The 17,689-nt window shown below is 33.0% G+C and carries 12 protein-coding genes; 6 read left to right on the top strand and 6 right to left on the bottom strand.

All coding sequences use genetic code 11. The annotated features are described in order from the left end of the window. Positions 1–142: 142 nt before the first annotated feature. Both ASC72_RS03100 and ASC72_RS03095 read right to left on the bottom strand, forming a co-directional pair. Positions 143–901 (bottom strand): hypothetical protein, encoded by a 759-nt coding sequence (locus ASC72_RS03100; protein WP_056186529.1) that lies wholly within the window; start codon positions 899–901, stop codon positions 143–145. A gap of 149 nt (positions 902–1,050) precedes the next feature. Further along, positions 1,051–2,247, bottom strand: a complete 1,197-nt coding sequence (locus ASC72_RS03095; RefSeq protein ID WP_056186525.1) for a pyridoxal phosphate-dependent aminotransferase — start codon at positions 2,245–2,247, stop codon at positions 1,051–1,053. A 122-nt stretch (positions 2,248–2,369) separates the two neighbouring features. Here ASC72_RS03095 and ASC72_RS03090 point away from each other — a divergent pair, with 122 nt between their 5' ends. From ASC72_RS03090 to ASC72_RS03070, 5 genes are all read left to right on the top strand, one after another. Then, the gene (locus tag ASC72_RS03090; RefSeq protein WP_056186520.1) at positions 2,370–3,695 is read left to right on the top strand and encodes a PDZ domain-containing protein; all 1,326 of its coding nucleotides are present in this window, start codon (positions 2,370–2,372) and stop codon (positions 3,693–3,695) included. A 160-nt stretch (positions 3,696–3,855) separates the two neighbouring features. Then, on the top strand, positions 3,856–6,483 hold the full coding sequence (locus tag ASC72_RS03085; RefSeq protein ID WP_056186515.1) for a gliding motility-associated C-terminal domain-containing protein: 2,628 nt from the start codon (positions 3,856–3,858) through the stop codon (positions 6,481–6,483). A gap of 32 nt (positions 6,484–6,515) precedes the next feature. After that, a complete protein-coding gene (locus ASC72_RS03080; protein WP_056186511.1) occupies positions 6,516–7,451 on the top strand; it encodes a type IX secretion system membrane protein PorP/SprF in 936 nt (311 codons plus the stop codon). Positions 7,452–7,461: 10 nt separating this feature from the next. Next, complete coding sequence (locus tag ASC72_RS03075; protein ID WP_056186910.1) at positions 7,462–9,591, top strand: OmpA family protein; 2,130 nt, start codon at positions 7,462–7,464, stop codon at positions 9,589–9,591. 103 nt (positions 9,592–9,694) lie between these two features. Further along, positions 9,695–10,183: a hypothetical protein gene (locus ASC72_RS03070; RefSeq protein WP_056186508.1), complete on the top strand. Its 489-nt coding sequence runs from the start codon at positions 9,695–9,697 to the stop codon at positions 10,181–10,183. Positions 10,184–10,253: 70 nt separating this feature from the next. Here ASC72_RS03070 and ASC72_RS03065 read toward each other — a convergent pair whose 3' ends face one another. Beyond that, complete coding sequence (locus ASC72_RS03065) at positions 10,254–10,634, bottom strand: DUF1573 domain-containing protein (protein WP_056186504.1); 381 nt, start codon at positions 10,632–10,634, stop codon at positions 10,254–10,256. A gap of 264 nt (positions 10,635–10,898) precedes the next feature. Between ASC72_RS03065 and ASC72_RS03060 the strand changes: the two genes are divergently transcribed. After that, positions 10,899–13,535: a valine--tRNA ligase gene (locus tag ASC72_RS03060; RefSeq protein ID WP_056186500.1), complete on the top strand. Its 2,637-nt coding sequence runs from the start codon at positions 10,899–10,901 to the stop codon at positions 13,533–13,535. 58 nt (positions 13,536–13,593) lie between these two features. Here ASC72_RS03060 and ASC72_RS03055 read toward each other — a convergent pair whose 3' ends face one another. The 3 genes from ASC72_RS03055 to ASC72_RS03045 form a co-directional block, all read right to left on the bottom strand. Then, positions 13,594–14,220, bottom strand: coding sequence for a hypothetical protein (locus tag ASC72_RS03055; RefSeq protein WP_056186497.1), 627 nt, complete (start codon positions 14,218–14,220; stop codon positions 13,594–13,596). Between the two features lie 79 nt (positions 14,221–14,299). Beyond that, positions 14,300–15,619: an APC family permease gene (locus ASC72_RS03050; protein WP_056186906.1), complete on the bottom strand. Its 1,320-nt coding sequence runs from the start codon at positions 15,617–15,619 to the stop codon at positions 14,300–14,302. A gap of 139 nt (positions 15,620–15,758) precedes the next feature. Continuing rightward, positions 15,759–17,663: an alpha/beta fold hydrolase gene (locus ASC72_RS03045; protein WP_056186494.1), complete on the bottom strand. Its 1,905-nt coding sequence runs from the start codon at positions 17,661–17,663 to the stop codon at positions 15,759–15,761. Positions 17,664–17,689 lie beyond the last annotated feature (26 nt).

Below are 17,689 nucleotides of genomic sequence, written 5' to 3'. Positions count from 1 at the left end.
TATATCTTTTTAAGGCGGTAAAGATAATTAATAAAAAGGAAACCTTTTCTATCGTTTTTACTATTTAATTGATCCTTTTTGGATATAGTTTAAATTAGTCCTATTTACTTTTTTTAAATTTAGTGTTTTTATTTATTTATGCTCATAGATTAAAAAAATAGGAATACGTATTTATAAAATCAATTGAAAAATCGGCAAACGCAAATTTTTCAGAGTTAGGATTTTCACTTGGGGAAAATTTTTTGAGAGATTGGTATTTTGTTATTTCTTTCTCTGGTTTAGTAAATCCGTAGTTATAGGCAGTTGCGAAAAATCGAATTTTGTCTTGTGTAGTTTTAAAATCGATGTTTTGATATTTATATTCAGCCACATGCCAGAATACTTTTAGATATCGAAGTTGCCACTGAAAATTTCCTAAGCGGTTTATCCTCTCTTTTCTGGCCTCTGTTTCATTTTTCTTTTGAATAAGAATCCAATCATATACCTTCAAACTTTCTGTATTGGCAACATGATTTTCTAAATCCTCTATAAAGGAAGGCTTCATCTGAAAATAACCAGTTGAAAAATCAGATGCACTTTTTCCTTCATTCACATATAAAATTCTGTTTGAGGAGGTCTCCAGGTAATCAGAATAAGAGTCGTATCTTAGTATTTCCGGAAAAGCAATGGAAAGAATTTGTACTTTTTCGTTTTTATTGAGTTCTAAATCAATCTTCTTTTTTTGTTTTTTTAATAATGAAAAAGCACGGTTAATTTCTTTTCTATAATGCTCTATACTTTCATTTTTAAAATTAAAACCAGATTTAATTTTAAGACGATTTTTTGCATCTAAACTATTGCTATTGATAGTAAAGGATACTGATGTCAGAAAGAGAAATGATATTATAATTAACTTTTTCATTGTAAAAAGCCTATAAATCTATAGCTAATTTACTAAGAACTAATTGCATAAAAGCTTCTTTATAGGTTTATTTTCAGGAAAATACAATGCAAAAAAAATCTGTTTTAACATTAAGTTAAAACAGATTTTAGAGTAAGTATTTTTTGATTTTATCTTTTATTGTAAACTAAAAGTGCTTCTTTTAAAACGTTTACAGCTTTAATCAAATCTTTTTTGTTTAATACGTAAGCAATTCTTACCTGATTTAGTCCCATTCCGGGAGTCGAATAAAAACCGGCAGCAGGAGCAACCATTACAGTTTCGCCATTAAGATCGTAACTTTCTAAAAGCCATTGTGCAAAGTCTTCAGAATTCTCGATTGGTAATTGAGCGATGCAATAAAAAGCACCTTTTGGCTTCGTTACAATTACACCTTCAATTTTATTAAGTTCGGTGATTAAAGTATCACGACGACTTTTATATTCAGAAATTACTTCGTCAAAATAGCTTTGAGGCGTGTCTATGGCAGCTTCACAAGCAATTTGTTCGATGGTCGGCGGACTCAAACGTGCCTGGGCAAATTTCATTACAGTTGCCAAAACATCTTTATTTTTAGTAACCAGACAGCCAATTCTTGCGCCACACATACTGTAACGTTTTGAAACAGAATCTACCATAATTACATTTTGCTGTACATCTTCCAGATTCATTACAGAAAAATGAACATCATCACCATCATATAAAAATTCGCGATACACTTCATCTGCAATTAAATACAAATCGTGTTTTTTGATTAAACCTGCTAGTTGTTTAATTTCGGCTTCAGAGTATAAATAACCTGTTGGGTTTCCGGGATTACAGATTAAAATGGCTTTCGTTTTTGGTGTAATCAATTTTTCAACCATCTCAATGCTAGGCAAAGCAAAAGCGCTTTCGATAGTCGAAATTACAGGGACAACGGTTGCACTTGTTGATGATGCAAACGCGTGATAATTAGCATAAAAAGGCTCAGGAATAATGATTTCATCTCCTGGGTCTGTAATAGTGGCCAGTGCAAATAATAAGGCTTCAGAGCCACCAGTAGTTATAATGATGTCTTCTGAGTTAACATTTACGTTTTGACGTTGGTAAAATTTTGCTAATTTTTTTCTATAACTTTCATATCCGGCAGACGGACTGTATTCTATAATAGTTAAATCAATATTTTTTACCGCCTCGATGGCCACTTCGGGTGTTTTTATATCCGGTTGACCAATGTTTAAGTGATACACTTTATGTCCTTTTTGTTTTGCAATGTCTGCATAAGGAGCTAGTTTGCGTATCGGTGATTCGGGCATGTTTCTGCCTTTGTGTGAAATTGTTGGCATGAGCTTAATTATTGAAGTGCAAATTTGCATTTTTTTTTCCAATTTAACGTAAACATTATAGGGTGTTACGAAAATGTAACAATTATCAATATTTTTATTAATTTTATCCTAAAATATTATCAATGAAAAAATATTTTATGTTGTTTTTTGGGCTTTTCACACCTTTTTTGCTTTTGGCTCAGGAAGATTTCTCAATCGAAGATCACAGAACTAAGGTAGTTATACCTTTTAAACTCATTAATAATCTTGTTTTTATTCCGATAAAAGTCAATGGAATCGAATTGAATTTCTTGTTAGATTCAGGAGTCGAGGAAACCATCTTGTTTAGTATGGAAGAGAAAAAAGAAGTTAGCTTTAAAAATGTAGAGAAGATAAAGTTAAGAGGATTAGGAAGTGAAGAAGAAATTGAGGGGCTAAAATCAACCAATAATATATTGGAAACTCATGGATTAAGATCTCATAATCATTTGTTGTATATTATTTTAGATCAAAATTTTAACTTGTCTTCTCATATCGGAATTCCTGTAAATGGTATTATTGGATATCAATTTTTTAAAAATAATTTAGTTGAAATTAATTATCAGAAGAAAAAGGTAATTATACATACCAACAACGAAAAAAATCAAAAGAGGATAGACAAAAAATTTAAGACAATTCCTATCACTATCGAAAGAGCGAAGCCTTATATTATTGCAAATGCTGTTGTTGACAGTGTTAATATTGCTGCTAAATTATTAATTGATATTGGTAATAGTGATGCGTTCTGGATTTTTGACAACAATAAAATTAAATTGCCTAAAAAGAATTTTCCTGATTTTTTAGGAAAAGGATTTAGTGGTGATGTAGAAGGTCATCGGGCTAAGATTAAGAAGTTTTCTGTTGATGAATTTGATTTTAAAAATCCAATAGTTGCTTTTCCAGATTCAACCTCTATTAGAAATGTCAGAATGGTTCCGGGACGTATTGGTTCAGTCGGTGGTGAAGTTTTAAAACGATTTACTGTTATTTTAGATTATGCAGATAAAAAGATGTTTCTTAAAAAAAACAGTAAATTTTCAGAACCTTTTACCTATAACAAAAGTGGTATCACTGTACAACATAATGGTCTGCAATGGGTTCAGGAAACCGTTCGTTTAGAAACTGTTCGAGTGGTTACTTCACCAAGTGAAACAGGTTTTAATGATAATAAAAATAATGATTTCAGATATAAGTTTTCATTAAAACCTGTTTATGAAATCGTAAACATCCGTAAGCATTCTGCAGCCGAGAAATGTGGTTTAAAAGCAGGAGATATTATTGTTAGTATTAATCAGACGACACCATACAAATATTCATTGCAGCAAATAAACATGCTATTAAAATCGGAAGAAGATATTTGGATTACTTTGGAGGTTGAACGTAATAGTTTGATTTTAAAATTCAGGTTTAAACTGGAAGATGAATTGTAAGAAATTACATTTGAAAAAAGTGTAGTTTTTTATATTAAAATCGTGATTATCAATAATATTTTTAGATTTTGTTTAAATTTTACTAAAATATTGTTCTTTTAAAAAAATAGTACCTAACCAGCGTTAAATATTTATTAAGTTTGCCTACAAATTAATAGTTATGGTTGAAAAATACGCTAATTTCTTACGAGTAATTTTGTTTTTCGTTTTTCTTTCATTTTTTCCTTCGACAACTTTTGCACAATGTGCTGGTGATGATGGAGAAGTTCCTCCAATTTGTAATGTTGCTGATGTGAGCAACCAAACAATAGATTTATTTTCTTTTTTAAATGGTTTGCCTCTTACCGGAGGTGAATGGACTGATGATAATGGTTCTGGAGGGCTAGATGCAACAACGGGAATTTTAAATGCACATCTTATTCGTCGTAGTGGGACTTTTAATTATACCTATACTGTTGAAGGTTTTGGACTTTGTCCGGATAATTCAGCCACGGTTAAAGTAACGATAGGAGGATACTCAGGAGTTTCATCTCCAAATGTTTCTGTTTGTAGCGCTATTGAGACTTTTAATCTTTTCTCTGCTTTTGATGGCGAATATTTAGCACCGCATTATAACGGACAATGGCATAACGATACTACAAATCAAAATATTGGTCCCAATCTTGCCGTAAAAAATTTGCGCGGAACTTTTCAGTTTACTTATACGATGTCTGCTATTGGTACTTGTCCAGCCATGTCGTCAACTGCAAAGGTTACTGTTATCAGGGCACCTGAGTCAGGAAGAGCTAATAGAGTATCATTATGTGGGAGTGATGGTTTAACTGCTTATACAGATTATGATTTGTTTAATTCACTTTCCGGAGAAGATGCAGGTGGTGTGTGGATAGATAATAGCAATACCGGAGAATTAACCACTGTTGGAGATCATAATATTGATATACAAAAAATATTCAACAGATTAGGAGCAGGGGATTACTTCTTTACTTATACTGTGGCTTCAGCAAACCCAATTTGTTCAGATGAATCAACCATGATTAGGATCAGGCTGGAGCGAAAACTTGATTTTACAGGTGCCAAAGTTATAGTGGATTCTGATATATGCGAAACAGAAATTCCAACAGCAACGTATTCTGTAACTATTAATCGAGGTGCTACAACTATTCCTAATGGTAGTTATTATGTCTCGTTTAATGTTTCCGGACCAAATGGCGGATCAGAAACGATAATGGCAAATTTTACTAATGGTGTACTTATTTTTCCAATAAATTCAGATTATTTTCAGGGGGTTGGAAATTTCACTGTAAGTATTAATGATATATATTCTGTAAATAGTGAAAGGGCTTGTAAAAATATCATCAACAATTTATCAGATGTTTTAAGAATATATCCAATACCGGATTTAACAGGTGCAAAAATTGCCCCTATAATAACTTGTCAAAATAGCAATACTTTAGTTAATATTTCTGATGCTGTAAGAATTATAGATGGTGATTATGATATTCTCTATAACATTTCAGGTGCTAATAATGCATCTTCCCAAATAGCAAGAGTTACATTTGTGAGTGGAAGCGCAAGTTTTGCATTACCTGGGATTTTGAATTCGCAAAGTGGTACAGGAGAAATTAAGATTACTAATATTACTCATGTAATTTCACAATGTACAAACAGTGCAGATTTAAAAGGTACAATTCTTATAAATCCACTTCCTAATGTACCCACTTTAAGAATCCAAATTAATGATGTTTGTTTTGGATCACCCGTTACAGCTTCAGTTTCAGGATTAGGCAGTTTAACTAATGTTATATTGTCTTATGTGCTAACAGGAAGTAATCTGGCAGCAGTACAGACTGTCACTTTAACTGCAACAAATGGTAGTGCAAGTTTTGTAGTTCCAGCTAGTTTACTTGTAAACACGGGATCTACGACAATAAATGTTACTAATTTAGCAAATAATATAACTACCTGTGGTATAAATATAACGGGTGTTGCAGATCCTTTTTCATTAAATCCTATTCCCGTTGCACCAACTGCAGGTAATCAGTCTTTTTGTAAGTCAGATTTAGCTACGATCGCTACTTTAGAGCCGAAAGGAACGCAATATAAATGGTATAATTCACCAGCTTTAACAACTCCTCTCGCCAATACTTATCTTTTAAAAGAGGAAAGTTATTATGTAACAGAAACAACTTTAAATTGTACGTCATCGGCAACAATGATTACGGTTACACTAAAAGATACTCCGGCTCCGGAACTAAATCCGGATGGAGAAAAATTTTGCGGATTAGATGCGCCAACAATTGCAGATTTATCAAATAATACAAATGTGCCTTCGTCAGTTGTTTGGTATGATGCTCCAAAAAATGGATATCTATTTCCGCCAACAACTGCCTTAGTTGATAAAAAAAAGTATTATGCCTTCGATTTCTCAACAGAAAATTGTCTTTCTTATGATTATACAGAAGTTATTGTTTCATTAACGGATTGTGATGTTGTACCACCGGATTTCTTTATCCCTGATGGATTTTCTCCTAATGGTGATGGTGTGAATGATGTATTTGTTATTACGAATATTGACTTTTTATTTCCTGATTACCAAATCGAAATCTTCAATCGATATGGGAACGGAATGTACAGAGGAGGAAAAGACAAACCAGGTTGGGACGGAATAAATTATGAAACACAGGGGCTTAACCATGGCACTGCACCAAATGGAGTTTATTTTTATGTTATCCATTTTAATAAAGGCAACACGCCTCCTAAACAGGGACGTCTTTATTTAAATCGATAATTCCGTTTTACATTATTTAATATAATTTTCAAATGAAAAAAATAATACTCTTTATAAGCTTTCTCTTTTATATGACCACAGCCTCGGCACAGCAAGATCCTGAATACACCCATTATATGTATAATATGAGTGTGATCAATCCCGCTTATGCAACAGGAACTCCTTTGATGATGAATTTTGGAGGCTTATACAGAACGCAATGGGTAGGCGCCGTTGGAGCACCAAAAACGTTTACATTTTTCGGGCACACTGCCTTAAGTGATAAAATCGAAGTGGGTTTATCTTTAGTATCTGATGATATTGGAGACGGAGCCAAAAAAGAAACCAATGCTTATGCTGATTTTGCTTATGTCCTTAATTTAGGTGGAAAAAATAAACTTTCACTTGGCCTTAAAGCTGGATTCTCCGCATTACAAAGCAATTTTAATGGCTTTCTTTTACAAAGCGGAAATGCAGCTACTGATGCCGCTTTCGCAGAAGATATCAACGTAACCAAACCAAATATTGGAATAGGGGCATATTATTTTAGAGATAATTTTTATATAGGATTGTCTGCTCCAAATTTATTGAAGTCAAAACAAATCGAAGAAAAATCAGGTTTAAACGCTTATGGCTCCGAAGAAATTCATACTTATTTAACAGGTGGATATGTTTTTCAGTTAAACGATATGTGGAAAATCAAACCTGCATCAATGGCAAAATTTGTAAAAGGTGCGCCAGTTGCTGTAGATATTACTGCAAATGTTTTGTATAATGAGAAGTTTGAACTTGGTGCGGCTTACAGGATAAATGATTCCTTTAGTGCTTTGGCAAATATTAATGTTACACCTTCTTTGAGAATTGGTTATGCCTACGATTATACGCTTTCAAATTTAGGACAGTTCAATTCAGGGACGCATGAAATTATGTTGCTGTTTGATTTAGATTTACTAGGAAAAGGATATGATAAATCACCTAGATTCTTTTAAAATGAAAAATATGAAAAAACTACTAGTTATTATATTCGTATTTTCAATACAGTTTATAAACGCCCAGGATAAAGATTTGGTCAGAGCCAAAAGATTTTTTGATAAGACATTTTATAGCGAAGCTATTATTTTATATGAAAAGTTAGCTGAGGAAAAACCTTCTCAGGAAGTAATTAAAAACTTAGCCGATTCTTATTACTACACAAATAACTTGATAAAAGCGCAACGTTATTACAGACTTTTATTTCAAAAGTATGGAAAAGATTTAGATCGGGAATATTATTTCAGATATGCTCAAACATTAAAAGCGAGCAATACGTATGCAGATGCAAATGAAGTTTTAAAACAATATTATGCTTTATCAACAACTAGCAAGGATTCTGTTTATTTTAAAAATGAGCTTCACGAACTAGAAAATGTTTCTGCAATTGGAAACCGATTTGATATTAAAAATCTCGCAATCAATACGCCTAATTCTGAATTTGGAGCTGTAAAATATAAAGGTAATTTAGTTTTTGCCGGAGTAAAGTTAAAACCGGGATTGTTAGATAAAAAATTTAAATGGGATAATGCAACGTATTTGAATTTGGTTACCGTTCCTCTAAATGAAATTAATGCCACTGAATCGAATGTAAGTTATTTTGCTGACGAATTAAAAACCGGAATGCACGAAGCAAATGCTGTTTTTACTAAAGACGGTAAAACAATGTATTTTACTCGTAATAATTCTAAAAACGGAACTAAAAAGAAAAACGACGATAAAATTTCAAATCTTCAGATTTTTAAAGCTGAATTAGTAGATGGAAAATGGACTAATATTACAGCACTTCCGTTCAACAGTCCAAATTATTCTGTAGAACATCCTGCTCTTAGCGCTGATGAAAAAGTGTTGTATTTTGCTTCTGATATGCCGGGAAGTCTTGGTTCTTTTGATATTTATTCAGTAAATGTCAATAAGGGAGCATTTGATACACCAAAAAATCTGGGGCCGCTTGTCAATACAGATAAAAGAGAACAATTTCCTTTTGTTTCAAATGATAATAAACTTTATTTTTCTTCTGATGGACATTTAGGTTACGGATCTTTGGATGTTTTTGTTTCGGATATTAACGGAAATGAATATTCAGAACCTGTAAATATTGGTTTGCCATTAAACTCTAATTTGGATGATTTCTCTTTTAATATTGATTCAGATACTAAAGAAGGATATTTTGCATCCAACAGAGATGGCGGAAAAGGAAGCGATGATATCTATCAATTCAAGGAAATTAAAGATTTAATTGTCGAAGATTGTAAACAATTTATTGCCGGAACAATTACCGATGTTGATACTAAATTAGTACTTGAAAATGCGACTGTAATGTTACAGGATTCTGCTAAAAAGACTTTAAATACAGTTACGACTTCTGTAGATGGGAAATTTAGTTTTACTGTTGCCTGTGAGAGCTCTTATACAATTGTTGCTTTTAAAGAAAAATATACCAACGAGTCAAGAATCTTGGAAATTGGAAAAACCAGAAATATAACCAACGACGGCTCATTGGCACTAAAATCTTTAGAAGCCATTAAATTGGAAGAACAGAAGAATGCAGAGGATAAACGAAAAGAGGAAATTCGTCTGGAAAAAGAGAAAAGGGACAAGGAAGCTCTGGCTCTTATCGCTTTAAATGAAGCAACAAAAAAAGCTAAGGCCGATGAAATTGCAGCCGGAGAAGCGAAGAAAAAAGAAAAAGAAAATCAAATTATGGCACAAGAAAAAGATGTCGTAAAAGATAAAGACCGATTAATCATTAAAACAGATCCGATTTATTTTGATTATAATATGTGGTACATCCGTAAGGAATCCAAAGTTGTCTTAGGCAGGGTTGTCGCTTTGATGAATAAATATCCTGGAATGGTGATAGAAATTGGTTCCCATACAGATTCTCGTGGAAATGCCAAATTCAATGAAGAACTATCTCAAAAAAGAGCCAATTCAACCAGAGAATTTATCATTCAGTCCGGTATCAATGCCAGCAGAGTTTCGGCTAAAGGTTATGGAGAATCTGTGCCAATTATCAAATGTAAAACAGATGATGCCTGTTCAGAAGAAGATCACGAATTAAACAGACGAAGTGAATTTGTAATTAAGAAGTTATAAAATTCATTTGATCAAAAAAATACATTTTTAATTAAGAAGCCTTTTTTTTGGCTTCTTTTTTATTTATTTTTATAGGATAAGAATGAACTTAAAAAATTAAACTATGAAAAAAATAATCGCATTATGCCTGATAATCACTTGTATTGGATTTCAAAGCTGTAAAAATGATGAAAAACAAAAAGAAATTGAAGCTGCCAAAGCCGAAGGTGAAAAGGTTGTAAGTTCTCAGTGTTATAAGGCGGTATATGAAAAAGATACGATTGATTTAAGAGTTAATACATTAAAAAATGGAAAGATATCCGGAGATATGGTGATGAAAGTTGCCAATGCACCGGAAAGAATTGGTGAAGTAGCAGGAGAGTTTAAAGGGGATACTCTGTTTGTTGACTATACATTTGTAGATACTAAAAATAAAAATACAAAATTCAAAAATCCGATGGCACTTTTAAAACGAAATAGCCAGCTTATCTTAGGAAACGGAACCATGCAAACGACAATGGGAGTTACTTATTTGGTAAAAGATAAACCAATAGATTTCGAAAATGTGAAATATAAATTTACAACTGTTGAGTGTACAGATAAATCAAAATAAATAAAGAAAAAATAAAATAAAAAAAGCCATTCGCAGCGAATGGCTTTTACTATTTAGTTTAAATTGTTTTTTATAAAACTTCACCTTTAATTTTTAAGGCTACACGACCATCAGGATAATTCACTGCATTGGTTTCAACAGTGATGGTTTTACGAATAGGACCAGCGGCCATATTATATTTTACATCAATTTTTCCTTTTTTTCCTGGCAAAATAGCAGTTGCTGGTTTTGTAACTACGATAGTACTTATTGTAGATTCTGCACCAGTAATTATCAATGGGGCATCTCCAGTGTTGGTGAATTCGAATGAACGAACTGCATTATCACTCTTAGAAATTTTTCCATAATCAATTGTATTGTCCTGAGCCGCAAATTCAATTTTTGGACCATTTTGTGCGTAACCCATTGCACTAAACAATACGATTGCAATAAAAGAGGCAACATTTTTCATTTTGAAATTATTTTAAGTTGTAAGTAAATATACATTCTTTTAATTAACACACAAATTATTAATTCGCTTTTTATAGTGTCTTTAATTATTTACTTTTGCTGTCAATTATAATTACAAAAATTGAACCAATTTTGCTGTTTAATTGTTTAATCGTTAGTTCGTTTAATCGATTGATGATTAATAAAGGTTTCTAATTAAAACTAAAAACGATTAAACAGTTCAACAAATAAACGACTAAACAGTTAAACGATTAAACAATCTAAAATGACAATTCCAGCACAATTTGACGCTAAAACGATCGAGAATAAATGGTATGATTACTGGATGAAAAATAACTATTTTCATTCAGAGCCAGATCACAGAACACCGTATACAATTGTAATTCCGCCGCCAAACGTGACAGGGGTCCTTCACATGGGGCATATGTTGAACAATACAATTCAGGATGTTTTAATTCGTAGAGCGCGTCTTAAAGGTTTCAATGCATGCTGGGTTCCGGGAACGGATCACGCATCAATCGCAACTGAGGCTAAAGTTGTAGCAAAATTAAAAGCGGAAGGAATCAATAAAAATGATTTAACCCGTGAAGAATTTTTGGCTCATGCCTGGGAATGGACCGATAAATATGGTGGAGTTATCTTAGATCAGCTTAAAAAGTTAGGCGCTTCATGCGATTGGGAAAGAACCAAATTTACGATGGATCCTGACATGTCAGCGTCTGTAATTAAATCGTTTGTTGATTTATATAACAAAGGATTAATTTACAGAGGATACCGAATGGTAAACTGGGATCCGGAAGCTAAAACAACTTTGTCAGACGAAGAAGTTATTTATGAAGAACAACAAGGGAAATTATTTTTCTTAAAATATAAAATTGAAGGTTCAGAAGATTTCTTAACGATTGCAACAACACGTCCTGAAACTATCTTTGGAGATACTGCCATTTGTATCAACCCAAATGACGAGCGTTTTACCCATTTAAAAGGAAAAAAAGCTATCGTTCCTATTTGTGGCAGAGTAATTCCAATTATCGAAGATGAATATGTAGATGTTGAATTCGGAACCGGATGTTTGAAAGTAACTCCGGCGCACGATATGAACGACAAAACGCTGGGAGAGAAACACAATCTTGAAATCGTTGATATTTTTAATGAAGATGCTACGTTAAATAGTTTCGGATTACATTATCAGGGAAAAGATCGTTTTGTGGTTCGTACTGAAATTGCAAAAGAATTAGAAGAAATCGGAGCTTTGGCGAAGACCGAAATCCATTTAAATAAAGTTGGAACTTCTGAAAGAACCAAAGCGGTAATCGAACCAAGATTATCAGACCAATGGTTTTTGAAAATGGAAGATTTAGTAAAACCTGCAATTAAATCGGTATTGGTTGACGGCGATATTAAATTGCACCCAAAACGTTTCGAAAACACGTATGCACACTGGTTAAATAATATTCGTGACTGGAATATCTCTCGTCAGTTATGGTGGGGGCAACAAATTCCGGCCTATTATTACGGAGATGGTAAAGAAGATTTTGTAGTAGCAGAAAACATCGAAGAGGCGCTAGCTTTAGCTAAAGAAAAAACCAACAACCAACAACTAACAACCAACAACTTAAGACAAGATGTTGATGCACTTGATACCTGGTTTTCATCATGGTTATGGCCAATGTCTGTTTTTGGGGGAATAATGGATCCTGAAAGTGCAGATTATAAATATTATTATCCAACAAACGACTTGGTAACAGGTCCGGATATTTTGTTTTTCTGGGTTGCCAGAATGATTATTGCAGGTTATGAATATGCAGGCGAAAAACCGTTTACAAATGTATATTTGACTGGTTTGGTTCGTGATAAACAACGTCGTAAAATGTCTAAATCATTAGGTAATTCTCCTGATCCTTTAGATTTGATCGAAAAATTTGGTGCCGATGGAGTTCGTGTAGGATTGCTTTTAAGTGCTTCTGCAGGAAACGATATTATGTTTGATGAAGAATTGTGTAACCAAGGAAAAGCGTTCTCAAACAAGATTTGGAATGCCTTTAAATTGATTAAGGGCTGGGAAGTTTCAGATATTATTCAACAACCGGAATCATCAAAAGTAGCCATTGAATGGTACGAAGCGAAATTACAGCAAACCTTAGTTGATATCGAAGATAATTTTGAGAAATACAGAATTTCAGATTCGTTAATGGCGATTTATAAATTGGTTTGGGATGATTTCTGTTCCTGGTTTTTAGAAATGATCAAACCGGCGTACCAACAGCCAATTGACAAAGTAACGTTTGACAAAGCAATTGAAATGCTGGAAAGCAACCTAAAATTGTTGCATCCGTTTATGCCTTTCCTGACAGAAGAAATTTGGCATTTAATTGCTGACAGAACTCCGGAAGAAGCTTTAATCGTTTCAACCTGGCCAGAATTAAAATCGTTTAATGCGAGTTTAATTGCTGATTTTGAAAGTACAATTGAAGTAATATCAGGAATTAGAACAATCAGAAAAGATAAAAACATTCCGTTTAAAGATGTTATCGAATTGAAAGCAATCAACAGCGAGAATATCTCGACTTATTTTGATACAATCGTAACGAAACTAGGAAATATTTCAGCGTTCGAATACGTTTCAGCTAAAGTGGATGGCGCATTATCTTTCCGTGTAAAATCAAATGAATATTTCATTCCGATTTCAGGAGGAAATATTGATGTTGAAGCTGAAATTGCAAAACTGACTGCAGAGTTGGTTTACACGCAAGGTTTCTTGAAATCAGTTCAGGCAAAATTATCTAACGAGAAATTTGTTGCCGGAGCACCAGAAAAAGTTCTGGCTAACGAAAAACAAAAAGAAGCGGATGCCTTGGCGAAAATTGCTACGATTGAGCAGAGTATAGCTGGTTTGAAATAATAAGCACGTGCTTTTTTAAGTATAAAAATCCAATACTAAATTTTTAGTATTGGATTTTTTATTTTTCGTAAAAAACATCTTTAACATAAAAAACGGTATCAATAAACTTTAAAACACCATTTTCAGTTAAGACATTTTCATCGTGGAGATCTTCAAGAATAATTCCTATATCAGGATTGTAATAATCATTGTTTTTAGTATTTAAAAAACCATTTGAAAACATGAATTTTTTAACTAATTCCAAGTCGGTTTTTTCGGTTGCTTTTACAAAAGATTGCTCAACAACTGCATAAATTATATCTTGATTTTTATAAAATCCCAGTAGATTATAGGCAGTATCAGGAAAGAAATAATTATTTAAGAGTAAGTTGTTGAAATAATCTATCCAGGAATTATAGTAAATAGAATCATTTAATTTTATTACATTTTTCCCATCTTTTAGATATACTTTTTGTTCAGCACCTTCAGAAACATAGTTTTCGATGTTAATATCTAAAATCCAAAGATTATTTTCAGTTGCAAATTTTTCTAAGGTTTTTGCTTCTTGTTTTTTGAAGTGCTTGAACTCTTTAGCCATTTCGCTTGAGCTTTTGCTTCTGCTAAGGTAACGGGTTGCTGCTTGGATAATTGCTCCATGCTTAACTTTGCTCTTTCCTGAAATGATAAGTTGTAATTCATATTTCATATTATAAAATGTAAAAGTATTACATTTTATTAAGTTATCAAAAAAGCCTCAATATTTGTAGTTTAATGATTATAAATTATTATTTTTTATATTGCTTCAAAACCAAAAATAAAGGATAAGAAATCAGCGTAATTCCAACAATAACTGCAAAGCTCTTAGGATCACTAAAAATAAATCCAATTAGTATAGCTAAAGAGGCAACGATAGCTAAAATAGTGGTCCAGGGATACCAAAATGATTTGTATGGCCTTAGTAAATCTGGTTCTGAAGTTCTCAGTCTTATAAGTGCAAAATAGGCGAGTCCCCAAACGATAATCGAAATGAAAGCAGCGAAAGTAAAAAGCAATTCAAAAGAGCCAACGAAGATGATTAAAAATAAACTGAATACGGAGGAAACCAAAAGTGCCACAATTGGTGTTCCGCCTTTATTAACCATTGTTCCCTTTTCGATAAAAAAACCATCCCGGCTCAAGCCGTATAAAATTCGCGGCGGAATCATCATAAACGCATTCAGAATACTGATTAGCGAGAAAATAGAAATTACAGTGACAATGATAGCCCCATTTTTTCCGAAGATAATATTGGCAACATCTGCTGCAGCTAAATTTGATTTTGCGACGTTCTCAATTGATAAAACGTGAAAAAAGGCCGCATTGACTAAAACATAAATAGCAATAACCAAAAGGACGCCACTGTATAATGATTTTGGAATATTTTTACTTGGATTATCATTTTCCTCGGCAAAAAAGCAAACGCTGTTCCAGCCATTATAAGTTCCGATGATAAGCTGTAACGATTTAAAAAAACCAAATATAAGTCCGATTTGGAAGAACGAATTGTCTTTAGGAATCGGAGCTAATTGTACTCCGGAATACATGAAACAAGCCACAACCAAACAAACAAAACAGATCACTTTAAGAAAGCTCGTAATTTGCTGAATGGCACTTCCGTTTTTTACACCGCTTAAATGCAACAATACAAATGCAATTAAAAGTGAAATAGCCATTACTGTAGAATAGCTTTTTAGACCCGGAAACAAAATGATCAAATATTCGCTGATTACGATGCAGTAAAAAGCGGGCGGAATCGCATTGGTAATATAATCAAACCATCCTGACAAAAAACCGGCATAATCTCCAAAAGCTCTTTTAATATAATTGTAAGATCCTCCAGCTTTGGGAAGCATTGTAGCAAGTTCAGCATATGAATTGGCTCCAATTAGAACATATAAACCACCAAAAAGCCAGGAAGCAATAATCAACCAATAATTGTCTAACATTCCGGCAATTGTTCCGGGTGTTCGCAGAATTCCAACTCCAATTGTTCCTCCAATTAATACTGCAATGTTAAAACTTAATCCGAGTGTTTTTTTTAATTGGTTTGGTTTGGAATCTGACATTGAATTTTGTTTTGTTGAAATTAGAATGTTTTTGGCAAAAGTAAAGATATTTAAAGCACTTTCTTCTCTCAAAACGAAAAACCTCATCTATTGCTAAATGAGGTTTTAAAGGTTTTATAAATTGGGATTCTGTTTCTTTTTATTTTTTTGCTTTCAGATATTTATCCAAAAAGGCGAGTGTTTTCTTCGATGTAGTGATTTGATTTTCTTTTTTCTGAAAACCATGACCTTCATCCGGATAAACAACATACTCGACGGGAACGCCATTTTTCTTCACACCGGCTACTATTTCATCACTTTCGACAGGCAGGACTCTAACATCATTTGCTCCCTGAAAAACAAGTAATGGTTTGTTTATTTTTTGATAATTGAATAATGGAGATATCTTTTTCAGGCGTATACTATCAGATGTATAAGGATCTCCCAATTCATCATAAAGTGCGACACGAAAGGCTTCCCAATAGGGCGGAATACTTTTTAAAGTTCTAATCCAGTTGGCAACACCAAACAAGTTTACGCCCACTTTAAATTCTTCAGGATGAAATGCCAACGCACCTAAAACCATACAGCCACCATAACTTCCTCCATAAATACCAATTGAGGTTGAATCGATATAATTTTGTTGTGCCAGCCATTTTTTGCCCCAAATACAATCTTTTAGGTCACCGTTGCTATGGTCTTTGTTGTCTAGTTTGTAAAACGTTTTTCCGTAACCGTTGCTACCGCGATTATTGACTGCCAAAACTGCATAACCATGATTAACCAAATATTGAATACTGTTTGAATATCCAATTCGGCTTTGTCCTCCCGGTCCGCCATGAACCCAGATCAATGCCGGCACCTTGCTGTTTTCTGATGCCTGTAAAGGTTTATAATAAATTGCCGGGATTTCTTTTCCATCAAAAGATTTAAACCGGACTACTTCTGCTTTTACAAGATCATTTTGATCTATTTTCTTGCTTAAGGTTGAGGTTAATTGTTTTAAAGTTTTAGTTGGAATATCATATACATATAAATTTGCGGAACTTGTACTGCTTCCTACTGTCAATAATAATTTGTTTTCACTGTTAGATATAATTACGTTTTGAACATCTCCATCTTTCAAATCAGGAAAGTCTATCTTTTTTCCGGTTTTATGGTCGAAAAGAATAACCTTATTTTTACCGTCATCGTTGATGAAAACGATATGATATTTTTCATTTTCGCTTAGGCTCATATAATTCACATCCCATTTGTCTTCGAAGATTTTTTCAGATTTTCCTGTGTTTAAATTGTATTTTACCAAATAACTAAATTGACTGTCATCGTTAGTGGAGTAGTAAAAGATACTATCATTTTTTTCAAATGCCATCGGAATCCAGCTAGCTTCTTTGTCGGAACTGATTTTTTTAGTGGTTTTGGTTTTACTATCGTAAATATGCAGTTCATTTTTATCTGTTGTAATTTCTTTTGTTAACGCTATATATCTTTCCGTTTTACTAATTACCGATGGAGTTAAACCTGTCTCGTTTTTATATAAAATGGCAGGCTTCCAACTAAGCGTGTCCAATTTCATAATATCAAAATATTTCACATCTCGCTTATTGCTGCTTATGTACATATTTTTCTTGTCGAGACTCCAGCCAACAAAACTATTGGCGCTATTGGGCCAGGGTGTAATATCTTTTACAGAAGCATCGGTTCTATTCATTAGATAGAGGTGTGTATTTTCATTTCCTCCTTTATCAGATGAATAAATAAATTTTGAACTGCCGGGCAAATAATCAACAGCATAATTGCTTTCTGTTTTAGATTTTGTAAGTGCAACAGAGGTGGTGTCTGCAAGATTTAATTCATACAGATTTGCAATTCCGGTAACATTGCTATTAATTAAAATTTTAGTTTCATCCTTATTAAAACCAGCCGCACCAATTGCTTTGGTGTCATAAAAATCTTCTACAGCATATTGTTTGGATATTCTTGCTTCTTCTTTATTTTCTTCTTTTTTGCACGAATTGAATATTAGCAAAGAAAAAACGCCAATTATAATAAACTTTTTTTTCATTTTATATGGTTTTAAATTATTGGTTA

Source organism: Flavobacterium sp. Root420 (assembly GCF_001427905.1).
In the GTDB taxonomy this organism is placed as follows: domain Bacteria; phylum Bacteroidota; class Bacteroidia; order Flavobacteriales; family Flavobacteriaceae; genus Flavobacterium.
The sequence above is the reverse complement of the archived record's forward strand: the minus strand, read 5'-3'. Positions and strand labels throughout refer to the sequence as shown.

Excerpts from the sequence above, each read along its gene's own strand:
- ASC72_RS03050 (WP_056186906.1), bottom strand. The coding sequence starts at position 15,619 with ATGTCAGATTCCAAACCAAACCAATTAAAAAAAACACTCGGATTAAGT.
- ASC72_RS03065 (WP_056186504.1), bottom strand. The coding sequence starts at position 10,634 with ATGAAAAATGTTGCCTCTTTTATTGCAATCGTATTGTTTAGTGCAATG.
- ASC72_RS03080 (WP_056186511.1), top strand. The coding sequence starts at position 6,516 with ATGAAAAAAATAATACTCTTTATAAGCTTTCTCTTTTATATGACCACA.
- ASC72_RS03095 (WP_056186525.1), bottom strand. The coding sequence starts at position 2,247 with ATGCCAACAATTTCACACAAAGGCAGAAACATGCCCGAATCACCGATA.
- ASC72_RS03085 (WP_056186515.1), top strand. The coding sequence starts at position 3,856 with ATGGTTGAAAAATACGCTAATTTCTTACGAGTAATTTTGTTTTTCGTT.
- ASC72_RS03100 (WP_056186529.1), bottom strand. The coding sequence starts at position 901 with ATGAAAAAGTTAATTATAATATCATTTCTCTTTCTGACATCAGTATCC.
- ASC72_RS03060 (WP_056186500.1), top strand. The coding sequence starts at position 10,899 with ATGACAATTCCAGCACAATTTGACGCTAAAACGATCGAGAATAAATGG.
- ASC72_RS03075 (WP_056186910.1), top strand. The coding sequence starts at position 7,462 with ATGAAAAAACTACTAGTTATTATATTCGTATTTTCAATACAGTTTATA.
- ASC72_RS03070 (WP_056186508.1), top strand. The coding sequence starts at position 9,695 with ATGAAAAAAATAATCGCATTATGCCTGATAATCACTTGTATTGGATTT.
- ASC72_RS03055 (WP_056186497.1), bottom strand. The coding sequence starts at position 14,220 with ATGAAATATGAATTACAACTTATCATTTCAGGAAAGAGCAAAGTTAAG.
- ASC72_RS03045 (WP_056186494.1), bottom strand. The coding sequence starts at position 17,663 with ATGAAAAAAAAGTTTATTATAATTGGCGTTTTTTCTTTGCTAATATTC.
- ASC72_RS03090 (WP_056186520.1), top strand. The coding sequence starts at position 2,370 with ATGAAAAAATATTTTATGTTGTTTTTTGGGCTTTTCACACCTTTTTTG.